Raw genomic sequence first — 20,336 nt, forward strand, 5'->3', positions numbered from 1 at the left:
CACGGTGCGCGTGCCGGCAGGCCATCCGGACACGGCCGGCCTCGGCGCGATGTTCGGCTCCCTCACGGTCGCCGCGGCCTGAAAGCCACGCAGGAACCAACGCTCATGATCGACAACTTCAACCAAGCCGGACTGGCGCTGATGGGCGGCGTGCTCTGGCCCATCGTCTGGTCCCTGATCAAGATCATCGTGGTGATGCTGCCGCTGCTCGGCTGCGTCGCCTACCTGACGCTGTGGGAGCGCAAGGCCATTGGCTGGACGCAGATCCGTCCGGGCCCGAACCGGGTGGGCCCGTTCGGCCTGCTGACGCCGATTGCCGACGCGGTCAAGCTGATCTTCAAGGAAATCATCCGCCCGACGGCGGCCAGCAAGGGCCTGTTCTTCATCGGCCCCATCATGACCATCATGCCGGCGCTGGCCGCATGGGCCGTGGTGCCGTTCGGTCCGGAAGTGGTGCTGGCCGACGTCAATGCTGGCCTGTTGTTCCTGATGGCCATCACCTCGATGGAGGTCTATGGCGTGATCATCGCCGGCTGGGCCTCGAACTCGAAGTACGCCTTCCTCGGCGCGCTGCGCGCTTCAGCGCAGATGGTGTCCTATGAAATCGCGATGGGCTTCGCGCTGGTCATCGTGCTGATGGTCTCGGGCAGCCTGAACATGACCGACATCGTGATGCAGCAGGGCCGTGGCCGCATGGCAGACATGGGCGTCGGCTTCCTGTCGTGGAACTGGTTGCCGCTGCTGCCGGTGTTCTTCGTGTACTTCATCTCCGGCCTGGCCGAGACCAACCGCCACCCGTTCGACGTGGTGGAGGGCGAGTCGGAAATCGTCGCCGGCCACATGATCGAGTACTCGGGCATGTCGTTCGCGATGTTCTTCCTGGCGGAATACGCGAACATGATCCTGGTCTCGATGCTGACCGTGCTGCTGTTCCTCGGCGGCTGGCTCAGCCCGGTGAGCTTCTTGCCCAACGGCTGGGGCTGGCTGGCCGTCAAGGTCTTCGTGGTCGTCACGATGTTCCTCTGGGTCCGCTCCACCTTCCCGCGCTTCCGCTACGACCAGATCATGCGTCTGGGCTGGAAGATCTTCATCCCTGTCACGCTGGTGTGGCTGGTCGTCGTGGGTCTGTGGATCCAGTCGCCGCTGAACATCTGGCCATAAAGGGAGCGAGCACACATGTCTACTTTTGCCGCCATCAAGGACCTCTTCACCAGCTTCCTGCTGCTGGAGTTGTGGAAAGGCCTGGCCGTCACCGGCCGGCACTTCTTCTCGCGCAACATCACGGTGCAGTTTCCCGAGGAAAAGACCCCGGCCTCGCCACGTTTCCGCGGCCTGCATGCGCTGCGCCGCTATGAGAACGGCGAAGAGCGCTGCATTGCCTGCAAGCTCTGCGAAGCCGTTTGCCCGGCGATGGCCATCACCATCGAGTCCGACGTGCGCGCCGACGGCAGCCGCCGCACCACGCGCTACGACATCGACCTGACCAAGTGCATCTTCTGCGGCTTCTGCGAAGAGAGCTGTCCGGTGGACTCCATCGTCGAGACGCACATCTTCGAATACCACGGCGAAAAGCGCGGCGACCTGTACTTCACCAAGGACATGCTGCTGGCCGTGGGCGACCGCTACGAAAAAGAGATCGCCGCCAACAAGGAGGCCGACGCCAAGTACCGCTGAGCCCGGCAGCCGGTTTCGTCCGGCCTGCGGGTTCGGCGTGCCCTCACGGCGCGCAACAACATGAACACCACCTCCGCCCTGTTCTACCTCTTCTCAGCCGTGCTGCTGGTGTCGGCCTTCATGGTCATCACCGCACGCAGCACCGTGCATTCGGCCCTCTACCTGGTGCTCGCCTTCTTCAACGCTTCGTGCGTGTGGATGCTGCTGCGCGCCGAGTTCCTGGCCATCACGCTGGTGCTGGTCTACGTCGGTGCCGTGATGGTGCTGTTCCTCTTCGTCGTGATGATGCTGGACATCAGCACCGACAAGCTGCGCGAAGGGTTCTGGAGCCACTTCCCGCTGGCCGGCTTTGTCGGCGTGCTGATCGCGCTCGAGATGTACCTGGTGATGAAGAGCGGCTTCAACCTGCCGGCCGCCAAGGCCATGCCTGAAGCGGTGATGAAGCTGGGCAACACCCGCGCACTGGGCGTCGAGATCTACACCCAGTACCTGTACCCGCTGCAGGTCGCCGCAGTGCTGCTGCTGGTGGCCATGATCGCCGCCATCGCGCTGACCATGCGCCAGCGCAAGGACAGCCGTTCGCAGAACCCGTCGGAGCAGGTGCGCGTCAAGGCCGCAGACCGCTTCCGAATTGTCAAGATGGACGCGGTCATCGAAGCACCGTCGGTTCCCAAGACGCCTGAAGGAGACAAGGCATGAGCGCCGGCATCACGCTGTACCACTACCTGACGCTGGGCGGCTTCCTGTTCGCGCTGTCGGTCGTGGGCATCTTCATGAACCGTCGCAACCTGATCGTGCTGCTGATGGCGATCGAGCTGATGCTGCTGGCGGTGAACATGAACTTCGTCGCCTTCTCGCACTACCTTGGCAACATGGACGGCCAGGTCTTCGTGTTCTTCATCCTCACCGTCGCGGCGGCCGAGTCGGCCATCGGCCTGGCCATCCTCGTCGTGCTGTTCCGCAACCGCTCCACCATCGCGGTGGACGAACTGGACACCCTGAAGGGTTGAGTCGCACCACGGAGTCCAGAAGAACATGTCAACACAACTCTCACAGAACCTGCTGCTGGCGGTGCCACTGGCGCCGCTGGTCGGCTCCATCATTGCCGGCCTGTTCGGCAAGGCCGTCGGCCGGCGTGGCTCGCACGTCCTGACCATCCTCGGCGTGCTGGTCGCTTTCCTGATCTCGGCCAGCGTGCTGAAGTCGGTGGCGATCGACGGTGCCCGCTTCAACGCGACGATCTACGAGTGGATGAACGTCGGTGGCCTGAAGATGGAAGTCGGCTTCCTGATCGACGGCCTGACCGCGATGATGATGTGCGTGGTGACCTTCGTGTCGCTGATGGTGCACATCTACACCATCGGCTACATGGAAGAGGATCCGGGCTACCAGCGCTTCTTCTCGTACATCTCGCTGTTCACCTTCTCGATGCTCATGCTGGTGATGAGCAACAACTTCCTGCAGCTGTTCTTCGGCTGGGAAGCGGTGGGCCTGGTGTCGTACCTGCTGATCGGCTTCTGGTTCAAGAAGCCCACGGCCGTGTTCGCCAACATGAAGGCCTTCCTGGTCAACCGCGTGGGCGACTTCGGCTTCATCCTGGGCATTGGCCTGCTGCTGGCCTATGGCGGCTCGCTGAACTATGCCGAGGTGTTCGCCAAGTCCGGCGAGCTGGCCAAGCTGGGCTTCCCCGGTACCGACTGGGGCATGCTGACGGTCGCCTGCATCTGCCTGTTCATCGGCGCGATGGGCAAGTCTGCGCAGTTCCCGCTGCACGTCTGGCTGCCGGACTCGATGGAAGGCCCGACCCCGATCTCGGCGCTGATCCACGCGGCCACGATGGTGACCGCCGGCATCTTCATGGTCACGCGCATGTCGCCGCTGTTCGAGCTGTCGGACACCGCGCTGAATTTCGTGCTGGTCATCGGCTCGATCACCGCGCTGTTCATGGGCTTCCTGGGCATCATCCAGACCGACATCAAGCGCGTCGTTGCGTACTCCACGCTTTCACAGCTGGGCTACATGACGGTGGCGCTGGGCGTCTCGGCCTACAACGTGGCGGTCTTCCACCTGATGACGCATGCCTTCTTCAAGGCACTGCTATTCCTCGGCGCCGGTTCGGTGATCATCGGCATGCACCATGACCAGGACATCCGCAACATGGGCGGCCTGCGCAAGTACATGCCCATCACCTGGATCACCTCGCTGCTGGGTTCGCTGGCGCTGATCGGCACGCCGTTCTTCGCCGGCTTCTACTCGAAGGATTCGATCATCGAGGCGGTGGCCGCGAGCCACCTGCCCGGTGCAGGCTTCGCGCAGTTCGCCGTGACTGCCGGTGTGTTCGTCACCGCCTTCTACAGCTTCCGGATGTACTTCCTGGTTTTCCATGGCAAGGAACACTTCCACCACAAGCCGTTCCCCGGCGAACACGATCACCACGACGAGCATGACGACCATGGCCACGGCCATGCGCACACGCCGCATGAGTCGCCGTGGGTCGTCACCGCGCCGCTGGTGCTGCTGGCCATCCCGTCGGTGGTGATCGGGTGGATGACCATCCAGCCGATGCTGTATGGCGACTTCCTGAAGGATGCGATCTTCGTGAATCCCGAGGCGCACCATGCGATGGAGTCGCTGGCCGAGGAATTCCACGGCGCTGCGGCCATGGGCGTGCATGCCTTCACCTCGCTGCCGTTCTGGCTGGCGCTGGCCGGTGTGGTGACGGCCTATGTTTTCTACATGGTCAGCCCAGCCATTCCGGCGGCGATCGGCCGGGCACTGTCGCCGGTCATCCGCGTGCTGGAGAACAAGTACTACATGGACTGGTTCAACGAGAACGTGCTGGCCGCGGGCGCCCGCCTGCTGGGCGTGGGCCTGTGGAAGGGCGGCGACATCGCGCTGATCGATGGCGTGCTGGTCAACGGCTCGGCGCGTGCGGTGGGCGGCTTTGCCTCCATCGTGCGCACGGTGCAAACGGGCTACCTTTCCTGGTATGCCCTGGTGATGGTCCTGGGCGTCTTCGGTCTGATGACCTGGCAGCTGTGGCCCTATCTGATGAGCCTGATCGGCCATTGAACGAGGGCGGAGAACAAGAATGGGTCTTTTGAGCGTTGCCATCTGGCTGCCGATTGCTTTCGGCGCCTTGTTGTTGGCTGTGGGGCGGGAGCAGAACGCGAATGCGGCGCGTTGGATCGCGCTGGTCGGTGCGATCCTGAGCTTCCTGGTCACGCTGCCGCTGATCACCGGCTTCGACACCGGCACTGCAGCGATGCAGTTCGTCGAGAACGCCGGCTGGATCGAGCGTTTCCACGTTCGCTACCACCTGAGTGTCGACGGCCTGTCGGTCTGGTTCGTGCTGCTGACGGCTTTCATCACCATCATCGTGGTGATCGCAGCCTGGGAGGTCATCACCGAACGGGCGCACCAGTACCTGGGTGCCTTCCTGATCCTGTCCGGCCTGATGGTCGGCGTGTTCAGCGCAATGGACGGCTTGCTGTTCTACGTGTTCTTCGAGGCCACGCTGATCCCGATGTACATCATCATCGGCATCTGGGGCGGCCCGCGGCGCGTCTACGCAGCCTTCAAGTTCTTCCTCTACACGCTGCTCGGTTCGCTGTTGATGCTGATCGCGCTGACCTACCTTTACTTCCAGTCGGGTGGCAGCTTCGAGATCCAGCAATGGCACAAGCTGCCGCTGCCGATGGACGCGCAGACGCTGCTGTTCTTCGCCTTCTTCGCGGCTTTCTCGGTCAAGGTGCCGATGTGGCCGGTGCACACCTGGCTGCCGGACGCCCACGTGGAGGCGCCGACCGGTGGTTCCGTGGTGCTGGCCGCCATCATGCTGAAGCTGGGTGCCTACGGCTTCCTGCGCTTCTCGCTGCCCATCGCCCCTGACGCCGCACATCACTACGCCTGGCTGATGATCGCGCTGTCGTTGATCGCGGTGATCTACATCGGCCTGGTGGCGATGGTCCAGCAGGACATGAAGAAGCTGGTCGCCTATTCGTCCATCGCCCACATGGGCTTCGTCACGCTGGGCTTCTTCATCTTCAACGAGCTGGGTGTCTCCGGCGCCATCGTGCAGATGATCTCGCACGGCTTCGTGTCTGGCGCGATGTTCCTGTGCATTGGCGTTTTGTACGACCGTGTGCACTCGCGGGAGATCGCCGCCTACGGTGGCGTGGTCAACACGATGCCGAAGTTCGCCGCCTTTGCGCTGCTGTTTGCCATGGCCAACTGCGGCCTGCCCGGCACGGCGGGCTTCATCGGCGAGTGGATGGTGATCCTGGGCGCCGTGGGCTTCAACTTCTGGATCGGCGCACTGTCTGCCACGGCGCTGATCTTCGGTGCGGCCTACACGCTGTGGATGTACAAGCGCGTCTACTTCGGCGAAGTGGCCAACGACCACGTGCGCGAACTGACCGACATCAATGCCCGCGAATTCCTGATGCTGGCGCTGCTGGCCGTGGCCGTGCTGGCCATGGGCCTGTACCCCAAGCCCTTCACCGACGTGATGCATGTCTCCGTGACCGAGCTGCTCAAGCACGTGGCTGTCTCCAAACTGCCTTGATGCGCCGGGAATGCACACCATGACTCAAATGAACTGGCTCGTCGTCTACCCTGAAATCCTGCTGCTGATTGCGGCTTGCGTGGTCGCGCTGGTGGACCTCGGCGTCACCGAGCCACGCCGGCGGCTGACCTTCTGGCTGACCCAGGCCTCGCTGGCCGGCGTGGCAGTGATGCACGCGGTGGCCCTGAAGAACGGCCTGGGCACTGAAGGTGCCGCGGCTTCGGTCTACGCGATGCAAGGCCTGGTCGTGTCCGACCCGATGGGCCATTTGCTGGCCCTGTGCGCGGCGCTGGCCATGATGCTGACCATTGCCTACGCCCAGCCCTACAACGGCTCGCGCGAACTGCAGAAGGGCGAGTTCTTCTCGCTGTCGATGTTCGTGCTGCTGGGCATCTCGGTGATGATCTCGGCCAACAACTTCCTGGTCATCTACGTGGGCCTGGAACTGATGAGCCTGTCGTTGTATGCGCTGGCCGCCTTGCGGCGTGACCACGGCGTGTCCACCGAAGCCGCAATGAAGTACTTCGTGCTCGGCGCGCTGGCCAGCGGTTTCCTGCTGTACGGCATGTCGATGATGTACGGCGCCACCGGCTCGCTGCAGATCGACGAAGTCTTCGACGTCATCAGCAAGGGTGGCGTCAACAGCACCGTGCTGACCTTCGGTGTGGTGTTCATCGTTGCCGGCCTGGCCTTCAAGCTGGGTGTGGTGCCGTTCCACATGTGGGTGCCGGACGTCTACCAGGGCACGCCGACTTCGGTCACGCTGCTGATCAGCGGCGCGCCCAAGCTGGCCGCCTTCGCGATCACGCTGCGCGTGCTGGTCGAAGGCCTGAGCGGCCTGGCGCAGGACTGGCAGGAAATGCTGATCGTGCTGTCGGTGCTGTCGATGGCACTGGGCAACCTGGCCGCCGTGGCGCAAACCAACCTGAAGCGCATGCTGGCCTACTCGGCCATCGCGCAGCTGGGCTTCATGCTGCTGGGCTTCACGCCCACGGTGATCCAGGGCGACACGGCTTCCGCTGCCAACGGCTACAGCTCGGCGCTGTTCTACATCATCACCTACGTGATGACGACGCTGGCCACCTTCGGCCTGATCATGTTCCTGAGCCGTGAAGGCTTCGAGAGCGAAGAGGTCAACGACCTGGCAGGCCTGGCCAGGCGCAAGCCCTGGCTGGCCGGCGTGATGACTGTGCTGATGTTCTCGCTGGCAGGCGTGCCGCCGATGGTGGGCTTCTACGCCAAGTTCGCGGTGGTGCAGGCCCTGGTCAGCACCAATGTGCATGGCTACATCGTGCTGGCCATCGTCGCGGTGCTGCTGTCGCTGATCGGCGCGTTCTACTACCTGCGCATTGTCAAAGTCATGTACTTCGACCCGCCCAAGGATGCGACGCCTGTCGCATCGCAAGGCGGTGTGGGCGTGCTGCTGGCCTGCAATGGTGCTGCTGCGCTGGTGCTGGGCCTGCTGCCGGACGGCCTGATGGGCCTGTGCCGCGACGTGATCCTGGCCGCGCTGGCCGGGTGAGCCTCAACAGCCGCACCCGATGACGCAGACAGCAGCCGTCTGGCTGGTGCTGGTGGTGGCGATCATCGCCGCCAACCTGCCATTTTTCAGCGAGCGCATGCTGGTCGTCGGCCCGCGGCTCGCGCCCAAGGCTTTTGCCTGGCGCCTGCTGGAGCTGCTGATCCTGTGGGGCTTGACGCTGGCGCTTGGTTTTGCGCTGGAAGCGCAGCTCGGGCAGCGTTCACCGCAGCAGTGGGAGTTTTTCGTTGCCACCGGCTGCCTGTTCCTGACGCTGGCCTCGCCGGGCTTTGTCTGGCGCCAGCTGCGCAAACCGGCCAAGCCCGCCTCCTTGACCGCCAAGGAACTGCACGATGGCGTTGCCTGACGGGACCGGGGATTCGCAGCACGCCGCACCCGAGGCGCACCTGGTCGAACGCACGCTGTCGAGCAAACAGGCTTACGTCGGCCACTTCCTCGACGTTCGCGCCGACAAGATCGCGCTGCCCGATGGCGGCGAGGCTTCACGCGAATACATCGTGCACCCTGGTGCCGTGGTCATCGTGCCGATGCTGGACGATGGCCGGCTGGTGCTGGAGCGTCAGTACCGCTACCCGCTGCAGCAGGTGCTGCTGGAATTCCCGGCCGGCAAGCTGGACCCGGGCGAGTCGCGTGTTGTCGCTGCGATGCGCGAGCTGGCCGAGGAAACCGGTTACCGAGCGGCCGAATGGGCTTGCGCCGGCGTGCTGCACAACGCGGCCGCCTATTCCAACGAGTTCATCGAGATATGGTTCGCCCGCGGCCTGACGCTGGGCGAGCGCCAACTGGACTACGGCGAGCTGATCGACCTGTGCCTGATGCAGGAGTCCGAGTTGGACTCCCTGGCCGCGCGCGGCGAACTGACCGACGCCAAGACGCTGATCTGCCTGTTGTGGTTGCAAAAGTGGCGTTCCGGCCAATGGACTTTGGACTGGCAACCCACTGCGAAGCTGGCCAGCTGCCCATAATGCGCAGATGAAGGTGTGGAACCTCCGCTGCGCAGGCGGACATGGATTTGAAGGCTGGTTCGGTTCGGAGCAGGATTTCGTCGACCAGCAGCAAAACGGTCTGCTCAGCTGTCCGATGTGTGGCGATGCCCAGGTCGAACGCCTGCCCAGCGCGCCGCGCCTGAACCTGTCCGGCGCCAAGCCACCCAAGCCCTCCCGGGCGGTCACCGAGAAGACCCAGCCGTTACCCGAAGCCACGCCTGAAGCGTCCGGTGGGGGCATGGCGCAGCAGCAGCTCACGATCTCCCCCGAAGGCTTGGCAGCACTGCAAACTGCCTGGATGGGCATGGTGCAGCAGGTGCTGAGCAAGACCGAAGACGTCGGCGAGCGTTTCCCGGAAGAAGCCAGGCGCATGCACTACGGCGAGACCGAAAGCCGCAGCATCCGCGGCCAGGCCACGGCGGAACAGCGTGCCGAGCTGAGCGACGAAGGCATCGAGGTGCTGGCGCTGCCGGTGCCTGAAGGTTTGGCCGGCCCGCGTCACTGAGCGCCAACCGGGGCTGCGCTACAGCATGCGCCCCGGGTTCAGCCGCCCGTGCGGGTCCAGCGCCTGTTTGATCGCCCGCATCAGCCCCAGCGCCACCGGCGACTTGTAAAGCGGCAAGGTGTCGCGCTTGAGCGCGCCAATGCCGTGTTCGGCCGAGATCGAGCCGCCGTGGCGCTTCACCGCGTCGTACACCAGCGTGTTGACCGCCGGCTCGTGCGTGGCGAGGAACGCTGCAGCCGAGCCGCCCTCGGGGGCCTGCACGTTGTAATGCAGGTTGCCGTCGCCCAGGTGGCCGAAGTTGACCAGCCGCGCACCGGGCACCAGCCGGGCCAGCGCGGCGTCGGTCTCGGCCACGAAATCAGGAATCGCCGAGACGGGCAGGGCGATGTCGTGCTTGATGTTCAGGCCTTCCTCGGCCTGTGCTAGCGGAATGGATTCGCGCAGGTGCCACAGCGCCGAGGACTGGGCCAGGCTTTCGGCCACCACCGCGTCGTCCACCAGCCCTTGTTCCATCGCCTCGCCCAGCAGCGCTTCGAGCGCTCCGCGGGCCTGGCTTTCGTCCTGACCGGAAAGCTCCAGCAGCACGGCCCAGGCGGCGTTCGGCAACGGCCGTGGCAGCTGCGGGAAATGCGTCGCCACGAGTTGCAGCGCAAATGCCGACATCAGCTCGAAGCCCGTGAGCCCGGCGTCCAGCCGCTGGCGGGCCAGCGTCAGCAAGTCCACCGCAGCCGGCACGTCGGCACAGGCGGCCAGCGCCGTCATGCGCGCTGCAGGTTTAGGAAACAGCTTCAGCGTGGCGCCGGTGATGATGCCCAGCGTGCCTTCGCTGCCAATGAACATGTCACGCAAGTCGTAGCCGGTGTTGTCCTTGCGCAGGCCGGACAGCCCGTCCCATATGTCGCCTTCCGCGGTGACCACTTCCAGCCCCAGGCACAGCTCGCGTGCATTGCCGTAGCGAAGCACCTGGGTGCCACCGGCGTTGGTCGCCAAGTTGCCGCCAATCGTGCAGCTGCCTTCGGCCGCGAGGCTGAGCGGGAACAGCAGGCCGGCGGCGTCCGCGGCCTGTTGCACCGCCTGCAGCACGCAGCCAGCGTCCACGGTCATCGTCAGGTTTGCGCTGTCCAGCTGGCGTACACGCTGCATGCGGCCCAGGCTCAGCAGCACCTGCGTGCCACTGTCGTCCGGCACACCGCCACCGACCAGGCCGGTGTTGCCGCCTTGCGGCACCAGCGCAGCGCCATGTGCCGCACAGGCCTTCACGACTGCGGCGACCTGGGCGGTGTCCACCGGCCGCACCACCGCCAGCGCCTTGCCGCGGTAGCGCTTGCGCCAGTCCAGTTCCCAGGCGCTCAGGTCGCCCTCGAACAGCACGTGACTGCTGCCGACGATCTCGGCCAGTTGTGCGAGCAAGGCTTCCTGTTTCATGCGGCTTGCTCGCTGGCAAGGTTCTTCAGCCTGGCCTGGTTCAGCCGCCAGCGCACCTGCAGTGCACAGGCCACGAACAGCAGCAGGCACAACAGCACTTCCAGCGTGGCCAGCCATTGGCCGATGCCGTGTTCGCTGGTCGCGCGCACCAGGCCTTCGGTGCAATACAGCCAGACCAAGAGGCTCAGCCAGCGGTAGGTGTAGAGCCGGTGGCGCAGCAGGCCGGGCAGCGGCGCCAGCAGCGGCAGCACCTTCAGCGCCAGCAAGCCGCTGCCGGTGCGGGCCAGCCACAGCTCCCAGGCCAGGCCCAGCACGATCAGTCCCAGCAGGCTGCCCAGGGCCAGCGCGCGGCTCGCGCGCACCACCTGATCGGGCGCCTGTGGCGCGGAGGAAAACGACGCATCGGACATGGCTGGCATCATAGTCGCCATGATTTCCAAAACTGCCCTGCGCGGGCACTGGCAGGCCGGCGTGGCGGCCACGCTGGAGGCGCTTCGCACGTGGCCCTGGTATGACACCTTGCGCACGCTGCGCGAGCGTTTCCGCGAGGACCGCCTGGGCCTGAGCGCCGGCAGCCTGACCTTCACGACACTGATCGCGCTGGTGCCGCTGGTCACGGTGATGCTGGCCTTGTTCACCGCCTTCCCGATGTTCGGCAAGTTCCAGGACTCGCTGCAGAAGTACTTCCTGCAGACCCTCGTGCCGGACGCGATCGCCAAGCCGGTGCTGGGTGCGCTGACGCAGTTCGCCGCCAAGGCCAACCGCCTGGGCAGCGCCAGCCTGGCGGTGCTGCTGTTCAGCGCCTTGTCGCTGATGCTGACCATCGACCGCACGCTCAACGGCATCTGGCGCGTGCGCAAGCCGCGGCCCATCGCACAGCGCGTGCTGGTCTACTGGGCCGCCATCACGCTGGGGCCGCTGATGCTGGGCATCAGCCTGAGCCTGACCTCGTACGCGCTGACAGAATCGCGCGGCATGGTCAGCGCAATTCCGGGTGGCCTGAAGCTGGTGCTGGACATCATCGAGTTCTGCCTGCTGGCGATGGCGATGGCCGCACTGTTCCGCTACGTGCCCAACACGGAGGTGAGGTGGCGGCATGCAATGTCAGGGGGCCTGTTCGTCGCCATCGGCTTTGAGGTCGCCAAGCGGGCGATGGCCTGGTACGTAGGCTCCGTGGCAACTTTCTCGGCGATCTACGGCGCGTTCGCCACTGCGCCGATCTTCCTTCTCTGGCTTTACCTCGGCTGGGTCATCGTGCTGATGGGCGCAGTGATCGCAGCCTACGCGCCCAGCTTGCAGATGCGCCTGGTACACACGCCACGCCGGCCTGGCCGCATGTTCGCGCTGGCCATGCGGGTGTTGCAGACCCTGTTGGACGCGCGAGCAGGGCAGGGCCACGGTGTGTCGCTGGCCGCGCTGGCCGAAAGCCTGAAGACCGACCCTCTGCAGATCGAACCGGTGCTGGAAACCTTGATCTCGCTGGATGTGATTGCGCGGCTGGATGAGCAAAACCCGCCTCAGGGCGCGCGCTACGTGCTGCTGTGCGACCCGGAGCGCACCTCCGCCAGCGGCATGATCAACGAGCTGCTGCTCGGGCCTGCAGACAGCGTGCAGGCCTTCCGCGAGAGGGCCGGGTTGGACCAGCTCAAGGTGGCAGATCTGCTGCGGCGCTAGGCGGGGCCGTGCCGGGTCGCCCCAATTGGTCCTGCCAACCCACCTGGCGGGTGGCCTTGCGTACTGGCAAGGCTGGGTGCACCGGTTCAGGCTGGGTGTAGCACGACCAGCAGGCCCAGCGCCGGCGAATCGCCTGGATTGCGAATCGCATGCGGCTGGTCCACCGCGTAGCGCGCCGTCTCGCCCTCTGCCAACTCGGCCCGGCTGTCGCCGGCTTCCACCGTCAGGTTGCCTGACAGTACCGTCAAGTGCTCGCGCGAGCCTGGCTCATGCGGCTCGGAGGCCAACGCGCCGCCTGGCTGCACCGTCAGGTGATACCACTCGAACTGGCCGGCCAGTTCGATGGGGCCGAGGATGCGCAGCTCGCAGGAGCCGTCCGGGCTGCGCATGGCGGGCGTGGAATGCGCCGGCATGGTGACGATGCTGGGCAGCTCCGGCTTGTCGCCGCTCAGCAGCTCGGCCATGGTCACGCCCAGTGCGTTGGCCAGCCGCCAGACCACGGCCACCGTGGGGTTGGCCTGGTTGCGCTCGATCTGTGACAGCATCGATTTGGACACGCCCGCCTGCCGCGACAGCTCGTCCAGCGACAGCGCTCGCGCCTGGCGCAGGCCGGCCAGCGTGGCGCCCACGCGTGGCGGTTCTGGTGACAGGCGAGAGGACATGCTGCTGGGCTTTCGGCTGGCTTTTTCGGTCGAACAGGTCTTGACGCCGCTCACTGGCGTACACGATACTGCATTTATGTTCGATATATCGAACGTTGAATTCCGCAGTGAACACGCATTGTGCTGCAAGACAAGGACATGACCATGGCCAGCGCCACCGATTTCTACGCCCACCTGCGCACGGAGCTGCAAGGCATCCGGGATGCCGGCCTGTACAAGGCTGAGCGCATCATCGCCACACCCCAGGGTGCAGAGGTGCGCACCACCGATGGCCGCGAGGTCATCAACCTGTGTGCCAACAACTACCTGGGCCTGTCCAGCCATCCGCAGGTGATCGAGGCCGCGCACGAAGCGCTGCGCACGCATGGCTACGGCCTGTCATCGGTGCGCTTCATCTGCGGCACGCAGGACCTGCACAAGAGCCTGGAAGCCCGCCTGGCCCGCTTCCTCGGCACCGAAGACACCATCCTCTACGCCGCGGCATTCGACGCCAACGGCGGCCTGTTCGAGCCGCTGCTGGGCGAGGACGACGCCATCATCAGCGACGAGCTGAACCACGCGTCCATCATCGACGGCATCCGCCTGTGCAAGGCCAAGCGCTTCCGCTACAAGCACAACGACATGGCCGACTTGGCGCGTTGCCTGCAGGAGGCCGAAGCGGCAGGTGCCCGCTTCAAGCTGGTCTTCACCGACGGCGTGTTCTCGATGGACGGCACGGTCGCGAAGCTAGCCGAGATGCGCGAGCTGTGCGACCAGCACGGTGCGCTGCTGGGCATCGACGAATGCCATGCCAGCGGCTTCATGGGCGCGACCGGCCGCGGCACGCACGAACACCGCGGTGTGTTCGGCAAGGTCGACATCATCACCGGCACGCTGGGCAAGGCGTTGGGTGGTGCCTCCGGCGGCTTCACCAGCGGCAAGAAGGAAGTCATCGAGCTGCTGCGCCAGCGCTCGCGGCCTTACCTGTTCTCCAACACCGTGGCGCCCAGCATCGTCGGCGCGTCCATCGCGGTGCTGGACCTGCTGGAAGCCTCCACCGCGCTGCGCGACAAACTGGCCGACAACACCGCGTATTTCCGTGAAGCCATCCAGGCCGCGGGTTTCGAGATCAAGCCGGGCGACCACGCCATCGTGCCCATCATGGTCTACGACGCGGTCGTGGCGCAGAAGCTGGCCGCGCGGCTGCTGGAACTGGGCGTCTACGTCGTCGGCTTCTTCTTTCCGGTCGTGCCCAAGGGCCAGGCCCGCATCCGTGTGCAGATGAGCGCGGCGCATGACCGCCACCACCTGGAGCGCGCTGTGGCCGCTTTCGCCCAAGCGGGCCGTGAACTGGGACTGGTGAAATGAGCGGGACTCCAAAGATCCTGATCATCGGCGCCAACGGCCAGATCGGCACCGAGCTGGCCGAAGCGCTGGCCGCACGCCACGGCAATGGCGCGGTGATCACCAGCGACCTGTCGCCCAAGGGCCGCGTGCCTGGCTTGACGCACGAGGCGCTGGACGTGACCGACGCCGCGGCGCTGACGCAGATCGCCGAGCGCCACGGCATCACCCAGGTCTACCACCTGGCTGCTGCCCTCTCGGCGCGCGGCGAGCAGCATCCGATGTGGGCCTGGGACCTGAACATGAAGGGCCTGCTGAACGTGCTGGAACTCGCCCGCACGCACAAGCTGGACAAGGTCTTCTGGCCCAGCTCCATCGCCGCGTTTGGCCCGACCACGCCGCGCGACCACACGCCGCAGAAGACCGTGATGGAGCCGACGACGGTCTACGGCATTTCCAAGCTGGCCGGCGAAGGCTGGTGCGCCTGGTACCACCGCATGCACGGCGTGGACGTGCGCAGCATCCGCTATCCCGGCCTGATCAGCTGGAAGACCCCGCCCGGGGGCGGCACCACCGACTACGCAGTGGAGATCTTCCACGAGGCGCTCAAGGCCAATCGCTACACCAGCTTCCTCGGTGCAGAGACCGCGCTGCCGATGATGTACATGGACGACGCGATACGCGCCACGCTGGAGCTGATGGGCGCGCCCGCAGAGCGGGTCAAGGAGCGCCACGCCTACAACCTGGGTGGCATCAGCTTCACGCCAGCCCAGATCGCCGAAGCCATCCGCGCCGAACTGCCGGGCTTCGAGATCGGCTACGCGCCGGACTTCCGCCAGGCGATCGCCGACAGCTGGCCACGCTCCATCGACGACAGCACCGCGCAGGCCGACTGGGGCTGGCAGGCCGAGTTCGACCTGAGGGCGATGGTCAAGGAAATGCTGACCCAGCTGCGCCCGCTGCTGGCGGCCTGAAGCCGCCGCAGGCAAAACGACAAAGCCGCGCACGGGGAGCGGCTTTCTTCATTTCAGAGCGAGACTTTTCCGCGCCAGATGTCGAAGTACATCCGCCAGTCGCCGATGAAACTGTAGAGCGGGCGTTTGAAGCTGGCCGGTTTGTTCTTCTCGAACACGAAGTGGCCGATCCAGGCGCAGCCGTAGCCGCACAGCAGGCCAAAGAACAGCCAGCGCAGCTGACCCGTCATCAGCAGGCCGTAGAGGCAGCCCAGGCCCAGCGTGGAACCAATGAAATGCAGCTGCCGGCAGGTCCGGTTGCTGTGCTCGCTCAGGTAGAAAGGGTAGAACTCGCCGAAGCTGTGGAAGCTGGCCGGGTTGACGGCGTCGCCGCCAGTCGGCGGATGGGCGGAGGCCTGGGACATCGCATGCTCCTTCAGCGCAAGGCGCTGCGAAGCACATTCAACACCCCATCGGGCTGCTCCTGCATCAGGGAATGTCCGCCGGGCAGCCGGTGCACATGCGCCTTCAGCGCAGCGGCCAACTCGCGCGTGGCCCTGGGCGGGGTCATCTGGTCGGCATCACCCAAGATGAAGTCCACCGGGCAGCGCACTTCGGCCGCTGCTTCCAGCCCACGCCGGTAGGCGTTGCAGCACTGGAAGTCGTGCAGGAAGACGTTGGCCTCGGGCTGGCTGGCCTGCACCCGAGCCATCAGCGCCAGGCCCGCGCCGTGCAGCCAACTGCCGGGACCGGGGTAGCTCGGCTTGCTGGCCAGGTTGGACAGCGCAAACGCATTGACCATCGCCATGCCCTTGGCCGGCGTGTCGCGTGCGGCACTCAGCAGCGCGTCCGAGACCTGCATCGGGTACGCGGTGGCCATCATCGCCAGCCGGCCGATGCGGTCGGCGCCGCGCGCCGCGGTTTCCAGTGCGATCAGCGAGCCCATGCTGTGGCCCGCGACCAGCGTGTCCTCGCGCCTGGCGCCAGCGGCGTCCAGCAGCGCGAGCGTCCAGTCCGCCATCGTCTCCACGCTGTCCAGCAGCGGGCCTTCGGAGCGGCAATGGCCGGGCAGGTCCGGCGCCAGCACGCTGTGGCCATGGTGTGCGAACCAGCGCGCCAGCAGCGTCCACACGCTGTGGTCGTTCAGCGCGCCGTGCAGGAAGACCACGCAGGGCAGGGTGGGTTCGAAGGGCTTGCCGCCGGTGTAGGCATAGGCGCGGCGGCCCTGGACGGTGAGTTCCATCAGGCGCCTGCCTTTTCTGCAGCTTTCAGTGCACGCTTCAGGTCGTCGATCAGGTCGGCCGCGTCTTCCAGGCCGATGGACAGCCGGATCGTGCCGGCCGTGATGCCGGCCTTGGCCAGTGCGGCGTCGTCCATGCGGAAATGGGTGGTCGAGGCCGGGTGGATCACCAGCGAGCGGCAGTCGCCCACGTTGGCCAGGTGGGAAAACAGCTTCAGCGCCTCGATGAAGGCAATGCCTTGGTTGCGCGTGCCTTTCAGGTTGAAGCTGAACACCGCGCCGCAGCCGCGTGGCAGCAGCTGTTTCGCCAGCGCCTGGCTGGGATGGCCGTCCAGCTCCGGGTAGCCCACGTGTTCGACCATCGGGTGCGCCGCGAGGAACTGCACGACGGCGCGGGTGTTTTCGACGTGCCGCGCCATGCGCAGCGGCAGCGTCTCCAGCCCCTGCAGCAGCAGCCACGCGGTGTGCGGGCTCATGCAGGCGCCGAAGTCGCGCAGGCCTTCGCGGCGTGCGCGCAGCAGGAAAGCGCCCACGGTGCTTTCCTCCGCGAACACCACGTCGTGAAAGCCGTGGTACGGCTCGCACAGCGTGTCGAACAGGCCGTGCTTCGCGTGCGCCGCCGTCCAGTCGAAGCGACCTGAATCGACCAGCACGCCGCCGACCACCGTGCCGTGCCCGCCAATGAACTTGGTGGCCGAGTGAAACAGCAGGTCAGCGCCGTGTGCAAAGGGCTTCAGCAACCATGGCGGCGTGAAGGTCGAGTCGACCAGCAACGGCAGGCCGGCGGAGTGCGCAATGCCGCTCACAGCCGGAATGTCCAGCACGTCCAGCCCCGGGTTGCCAAGCGTCTCGCCGAACAGCAGCCGGGTGTTGGGGCGGATGGCAGCCTGCCAGCCGGCCAGGTCGCCGGGTTGCACGAAGGTGGTCGCTATGCCGAAGCGGCGCAGCGTGTAGTCCAGCAGGTTGTGCGAGCCGCCATACAGCGCGGCGCTGGCCACCAGGTGCGAGCCGGTGCCGCACAGGGTCATGATGGCCAGGCTCAACGCGGCCTGGCCACTGGCGGTGGCAATGGCGCCCACGCCGCCTTCCAGCGCCGCCATGCGCTCCTCGAAGACAGCGGTGGTTGGATTCGAGATGCGGCTGTAGACGTGGCCGGAGCGCTCCATGTTGAACAGCGAGGCCGCGTGCTCGCTGGACTCGAAGACAAACGAGGTGCTGAGGCACAGCGGCACCGCGCGGGCGCCTGTCGCCGGGTCCGGCTGGGCGCCTGCGTGCACCGCGAGCGTGTCGAATCCGGGGTCTGAGATGCCTGGCGGCATAGGTTCTTTCGCCATGTAGGATGGCGCCGGATTGTGTGCTATGTTGGTTACCTCAAGGTCAGAGGAAGTACCAGCGGAGCGAGAGGAGCCAAATGAAAGTCACCGACATCCTGCGCGTGAAAGGCAACACCCTGTTCACGATTTCGCCCGACCAGCCGCTGGCTCAGGCCGTTCAGACCATGGCCGAACACGACATTGGCTCGCTGGTCGTCATGGACCATGGCGACCTGACCGGCATGCTGACTTTCCGTGAGGTGATCGCTGCCATTGTTTCCAACGACATGGCCATCGGCACGCGCCTGGTACGCAGCGTGATGGACGACGCGCCGCTGACCTGCACGCCCGAGACCGAGATCGACGAGGTTCGCCGCATGATGCTGGGCCGCCATGCCCGCTACATGCCGGTGCTCAATGGCAAGACGCTGATGGGCGTGGTTTCGTTCTACGACGTGGCCAAGAGCGTGGTGGACGCGCAGGACTTTGAGAACCGCATGCTCAAGGCCTACATCCGCGACTGGCCCGTCGAGGAAGAGGCCGCACCCGGCACCCAGCCGAGCTGAAGCAGCCGTCGCCTCCCGCCACCAGCCACGGAGGGCGCTCAGCCCGCAACCGTGGTGTCGGTGATCGCCGGCAGCGGGCTTGTTGCCGGCTTGTCGGCGCTTTCCCCTGCCCGCTGGCGCTGCCCATGGATCCATGCCAGCGCATCTGCCGGCGGTTGCGGCCGGCAGTAGCGGTAGCCCTGCACCATGTCGCAGCCGTGGGCACGCAGGAAATCAGCCTGGGCATCGGTTTCCACGCCTTCGGCAATCGTCGTCAGCCGCAGCGCATGGGCCATCTGGATGATGGCCTGCACGATGGCGCGGTCGTCGGCATCGGTGGTGATGTCGCGCACAAAGGACTGGTCGATCTTCAGCGTGTGGATGGGGAAGCGCTTGAGGTGGTTCAGCGACGAGAAGCCGGTGCCGAAGTCGTCGATCGACAGGCGCACGCCCAGTGCATGCAGCCGGTCCATCATCGCGCAGGCGGCCTGCGGGTTGCCGGCGGCCACGCTTTCGGTCAGTTCCAGTTCCAGGTACTCGGGCGGCAGTCCGGCTTCCTCCAGCACCGCCTGTACCAGCTCGGGCAGGCCAGGGTCGCGGAACTGCAGCGCTGACAGGTTCACCGCCACCACACAGGGCGCCAGGCCCTCGCGCACCCAGTCTGCCATCTGTCGCACGGCCGTGCGCAGCACCCAGGTGCCGATGGCCAGGATCTGCCCGCTGCTCTCGGCCAGCGGAATGAATTCGCCGGGCGAGACCATGCCCAGCTCCGGGTGCTGCCAGCGGATCAGCGCCTCGACGCCGATCACCTGGCCGGCAATCTCGCCACTGCGGGTGACCGCCAACTGCGGCTGGTAGTGCAGGCGCAGTTCGTCGCGCTCTTCGGCGCGGCGCAGGGCCGCTTCCAGCTGCATCTGCCGCACCGAGCGCTGCTGCATTTCGGTCGTGTAGAAACACCACTGGCCGCGGCCCTCTTGCTTGGCGCGGTACATCGCCGTATCGGCGCAGCGCATCAAGGCCTCGGCGCCTTCGGCATCGTTCGGGTAGACCGCCACGCCCATGGAGAGCGTGAGGCTCAGCTCCTGGCCGACCGACTCGCCTGCGGCATTGCGCAGGTCGCCCACGTGGCAAGGCTGGGCCAGCCGCTCGACCAGCTTGGTCGCCACCTGTTGCGCGCCATCTGCCGGCGTGCCGGGCAGCAGCACCGCGAACTGGTCGCCGCCGAGGCGGGCCACGGTGTCCACGTCGCGCAGGCTGTCGCGCAGCCGGCGGGCCACTTCCAGCAGCACTGCGTCGCCGGCGCTGTGGCCGAAATGGTCGTTGATGTCGCGCAGCCGGTTCAGGTCCAGGAACAGCAGCGACAGCGTGTCGCCGTTGCGCCTGGCGGTATGCAGCGCCTGCACCAGGCGGTCGGTCAGCAGGTGGCGATTCGGCAGGTCGGTCAGCGTGTCGAAATGCACCTGGCGCAGCAGCTTCTGCTCCGTCTGCTGGCTCTGCGTGATGTCGTTGACGATGGCGATCAGGTGGCTGGTGCGGCCGCCGGGGTCCAGCCGATGGGCCAGCGAAACCCAGGCTGCCAATGGTGTGCCGTCCTTGCGCAAGGTGCGCAACTCGCCGCGCCAGTGGCCGCACCTGGCCAGGCTGCGGTGCATGCGCGCGGCCAGCCGTGGGTCGTCCATGCCGGCCTTCAGCGCGGCCGGGAACTGGCCCTGGATCTCCTCGGCACCGTAGCCGGTGATCTTGCAGAACGCCGGGTTGACTGACAACACGACGCCGTGCGCGTCGGTGATCAGGATGCCTTCGTGGGTCTGCTCCAGCACCGAGCCGGCCAGCATCAGTTTGTCCTCGGCCTGGCGGCGCACCGTCACGTCGCGTGCTTCCAGCAGCAGATGGCGGGCGCCGCCATTGGGGCCTGTGGGCACCTGGCGC

The 20,336-nt window shown here is 65.9% G+C and carries 21 protein-coding genes; 14 read left to right on the top strand and 7 right to left on the bottom strand.

Annotated features, from left to right (window positions below):
• Positions 1 to 105 precede the first annotated feature (105 nt).
• Genes nuoH through FKP22_RS03910 form a run of 10 tightly spaced genes read left to right on the top strand, consistent with a single transcriptional unit; the run spans position 106 to position 9,272 of the window.
• Positions 106 to 1,161, top strand: a complete 1,056-nt coding sequence (gene nuoH, locus FKP22_RS03865) for an NADH-quinone oxidoreductase subunit NuoH (protein ID WP_141285357.1) — start codon at positions 106 to 108, stop codon at positions 1,159 to 1,161.
• A 15-nt stretch (positions 1,162 to 1,176) separates the two neighbouring features.
• The gene (gene nuoI, locus FKP22_RS03870) at positions 1,177 to 1,674 is read left to right on the top strand and encodes an NADH-quinone oxidoreductase subunit NuoI (RefSeq protein ID WP_141285359.1); all 498 of its coding nucleotides are present in this window, start codon (positions 1,177 to 1,179) and stop codon (positions 1,672 to 1,674) included.
• 60 nt (positions 1,675 to 1,734) lie between these two features.
• Positions 1,735 to 2,373 carry an NADH-quinone oxidoreductase subunit J gene (locus FKP22_RS03875; protein ID WP_141285361.1) on the top strand — a complete coding sequence of 213 codons (639 nt, stop codon included), beginning with the start codon at positions 1,735 to 1,737 and terminating at the stop codon, positions 2,371 to 2,373.
• Entirely contained in the window at positions 2,370 to 2,684 is a 315-nt protein-coding gene (gene nuoK / locus FKP22_RS03880) for an NADH-quinone oxidoreductase subunit NuoK (RefSeq protein WP_141285363.1), read from the top strand. Before FKP22_RS03875 ends, nuoK begins: the two co-directional genes overlap by 4 nt.
• Positions 2,685 to 2,709: 25 nt before the next feature.
• Complete coding sequence (gene nuoL, locus FKP22_RS03885) at positions 2,710 to 4,746, top strand: NADH-quinone oxidoreductase subunit L (protein ID WP_211361297.1); 2,037 nt, start codon at positions 2,710 to 2,712, stop codon at positions 4,744 to 4,746.
• Positions 4,747 to 4,765: 19 nt separating this feature from the next.
• Positions 4,766 to 6,241, top strand: a complete 1,476-nt coding sequence (locus tag FKP22_RS03890) for an NADH-quinone oxidoreductase subunit M (protein WP_141285365.1) — start codon at positions 4,766 to 4,768, stop codon at positions 6,239 to 6,241.
• A 19-nt stretch (positions 6,242 to 6,260) separates the two neighbouring features.
• A complete protein-coding gene (gene nuoN / locus FKP22_RS03895; protein ID WP_141285367.1) occupies positions 6,261 to 7,763 on the top strand; it encodes an NADH-quinone oxidoreductase subunit NuoN in 1,503 nt (500 codons plus the stop codon).
• 19 nt (positions 7,764 to 7,782) lie between these two features.
• Positions 7,783 to 8,127, top strand: coding sequence for a DUF2818 family protein (locus FKP22_RS03900; RefSeq protein ID WP_141285369.1), 345 nt, complete (start codon positions 7,783 to 7,785; stop codon positions 8,125 to 8,127).
• Entirely contained in the window at positions 8,114 to 8,746 is a 633-nt protein-coding gene (locus FKP22_RS03905; RefSeq protein ID WP_141285371.1) for an NUDIX domain-containing protein, read from the top strand. The genes FKP22_RS03900 and FKP22_RS03905 overlap by 14 nt, the downstream gene beginning before the upstream one ends.
• 7 nt (positions 8,747 to 8,753) lie before the next feature.
• Positions 8,754 to 9,272 carry a DUF1178 family protein gene (locus FKP22_RS03910; RefSeq protein ID WP_141285373.1) on the top strand — a complete coding sequence of 173 codons (519 nt, stop codon included), beginning with the start codon at positions 8,754 to 8,756 and terminating at the stop codon, positions 9,270 to 9,272.
• 18 nt (positions 9,273 to 9,290) lie between these two features.
• Here FKP22_RS03910 and FKP22_RS03915 read toward each other — a convergent pair whose 3' ends face one another.
• Entirely contained in the window at positions 9,291 to 10,697 is a 1,407-nt protein-coding gene (locus tag FKP22_RS03915; RefSeq protein ID WP_141285375.1) for an FAD-binding oxidoreductase, read from the bottom strand.
• Positions 10,694 to 11,107 (bottom strand): DUF2069 domain-containing protein, encoded by a 414-nt coding sequence (locus FKP22_RS03920; RefSeq protein WP_231012987.1) that lies wholly within the window; start codon positions 11,105 to 11,107, stop codon positions 10,694 to 10,696. Before FKP22_RS03920 ends, FKP22_RS03915 begins: the two co-directional genes overlap by 4 nt.
• Before the next feature lie 19 nt (positions 11,108 to 11,126).
• On the opposite strand from FKP22_RS03920, the gene FKP22_RS03925 reads away from it, so the two are divergent.
• On the top strand, positions 11,127 to 12,371 hold the full coding sequence (locus FKP22_RS03925; RefSeq protein ID WP_231012986.1) for a YihY family inner membrane protein: 1,245 nt from the start codon (positions 11,127 to 11,129) through the stop codon (positions 12,369 to 12,371).
• Positions 12,372 to 12,457: 86 nt separating this feature from the next.
• On the opposite strand, the gene FKP22_RS03930 is transcribed toward FKP22_RS03925, so the two are convergent.
• The gene (locus FKP22_RS03930) at positions 12,458 to 13,033 is read right to left on the bottom strand and encodes a helix-turn-helix domain-containing protein (RefSeq protein WP_141285381.1); all 576 of its coding nucleotides are present in this window, start codon (positions 13,031 to 13,033) and stop codon (positions 12,458 to 12,460) included.
• 144 nt (positions 13,034 to 13,177) lie between these two features.
• Here FKP22_RS03930 and kbl point away from each other — a divergent pair, with 144 nt between their 5' ends.
• Both kbl and FKP22_RS03940 read left to right on the top strand, forming a co-directional pair.
• Positions 13,178 to 14,380: a glycine C-acetyltransferase gene (gene kbl, locus FKP22_RS03935; protein ID WP_141285383.1), complete on the top strand. Its 1,203-nt coding sequence runs from the start codon at positions 13,178 to 13,180 to the stop codon at positions 14,378 to 14,380.
• Positions 14,377 to 15,330 (top strand): NAD-dependent epimerase/dehydratase family protein, encoded by a 954-nt coding sequence (locus FKP22_RS03940; RefSeq protein WP_141285385.1) that lies wholly within the window; start codon positions 14,377 to 14,379, stop codon positions 15,328 to 15,330. Before kbl ends, FKP22_RS03940 begins: the two co-directional genes overlap by 4 nt.
• 53 nt (positions 15,331 to 15,383) lie before the next feature.
• Here FKP22_RS03940 and FKP22_RS03945 read toward each other — a convergent pair whose 3' ends face one another.
• From FKP22_RS03945 to FKP22_RS03955, 3 genes are read right to left on the bottom strand one after another with little or no spacing between them, the layout of a single operon-like run.
• Complete coding sequence (locus FKP22_RS03945) at positions 15,384 to 15,734, bottom strand: Mpo1-like protein (RefSeq protein WP_141285387.1); 351 nt, start codon at positions 15,732 to 15,734, stop codon at positions 15,384 to 15,386.
• 11 nt (positions 15,735 to 15,745) lie between these two features.
• Positions 15,746 to 16,552 (bottom strand): alpha/beta fold hydrolase, encoded by an 807-nt coding sequence (locus FKP22_RS03950; protein WP_141285389.1) that lies wholly within the window; start codon positions 16,550 to 16,552, stop codon positions 15,746 to 15,748.
• Complete coding sequence (locus FKP22_RS03955) at positions 16,552 to 17,883, bottom strand: O-acetylhomoserine aminocarboxypropyltransferase (protein ID WP_231012985.1); 1,332 nt, start codon at positions 17,881 to 17,883, stop codon at positions 16,552 to 16,554. The genes FKP22_RS03950 and FKP22_RS03955 overlap by 1 nt, the downstream gene beginning before the upstream one ends.
• Positions 17,884 to 17,960: 77 nt before the next feature.
• Here FKP22_RS03955 and FKP22_RS03960 point away from each other — a divergent pair, with 77 nt between their 5' ends.
• Positions 17,961 to 18,428 carry a CBS domain-containing protein gene (locus tag FKP22_RS03960; RefSeq protein WP_141285391.1) on the top strand — a complete coding sequence of 156 codons (468 nt, stop codon included), beginning with the start codon at positions 17,961 to 17,963 and terminating at the stop codon, positions 18,426 to 18,428.
• Positions 18,429 to 18,466: 38 nt separating this feature from the next.
• Here the strand turns inward: FKP22_RS03960 and FKP22_RS03965 are convergent.
• Positions 18,467 to 20,336, bottom strand: a 1,870-nt coding sequence (locus tag FKP22_RS03965) for a putative bifunctional diguanylate cyclase/phosphodiesterase (RefSeq protein ID WP_141285393.1), incomplete at its 5' end; no start/stop codon positions are given.

The sequence above is a fragment of the Ideonella azotifigens genome, from assembly GCF_006519715.1.
Lineage (GTDB): Bacteria > Pseudomonadota > Gammaproteobacteria > Burkholderiales > Burkholderiaceae_C > Ideonella > Ideonella azotifigens.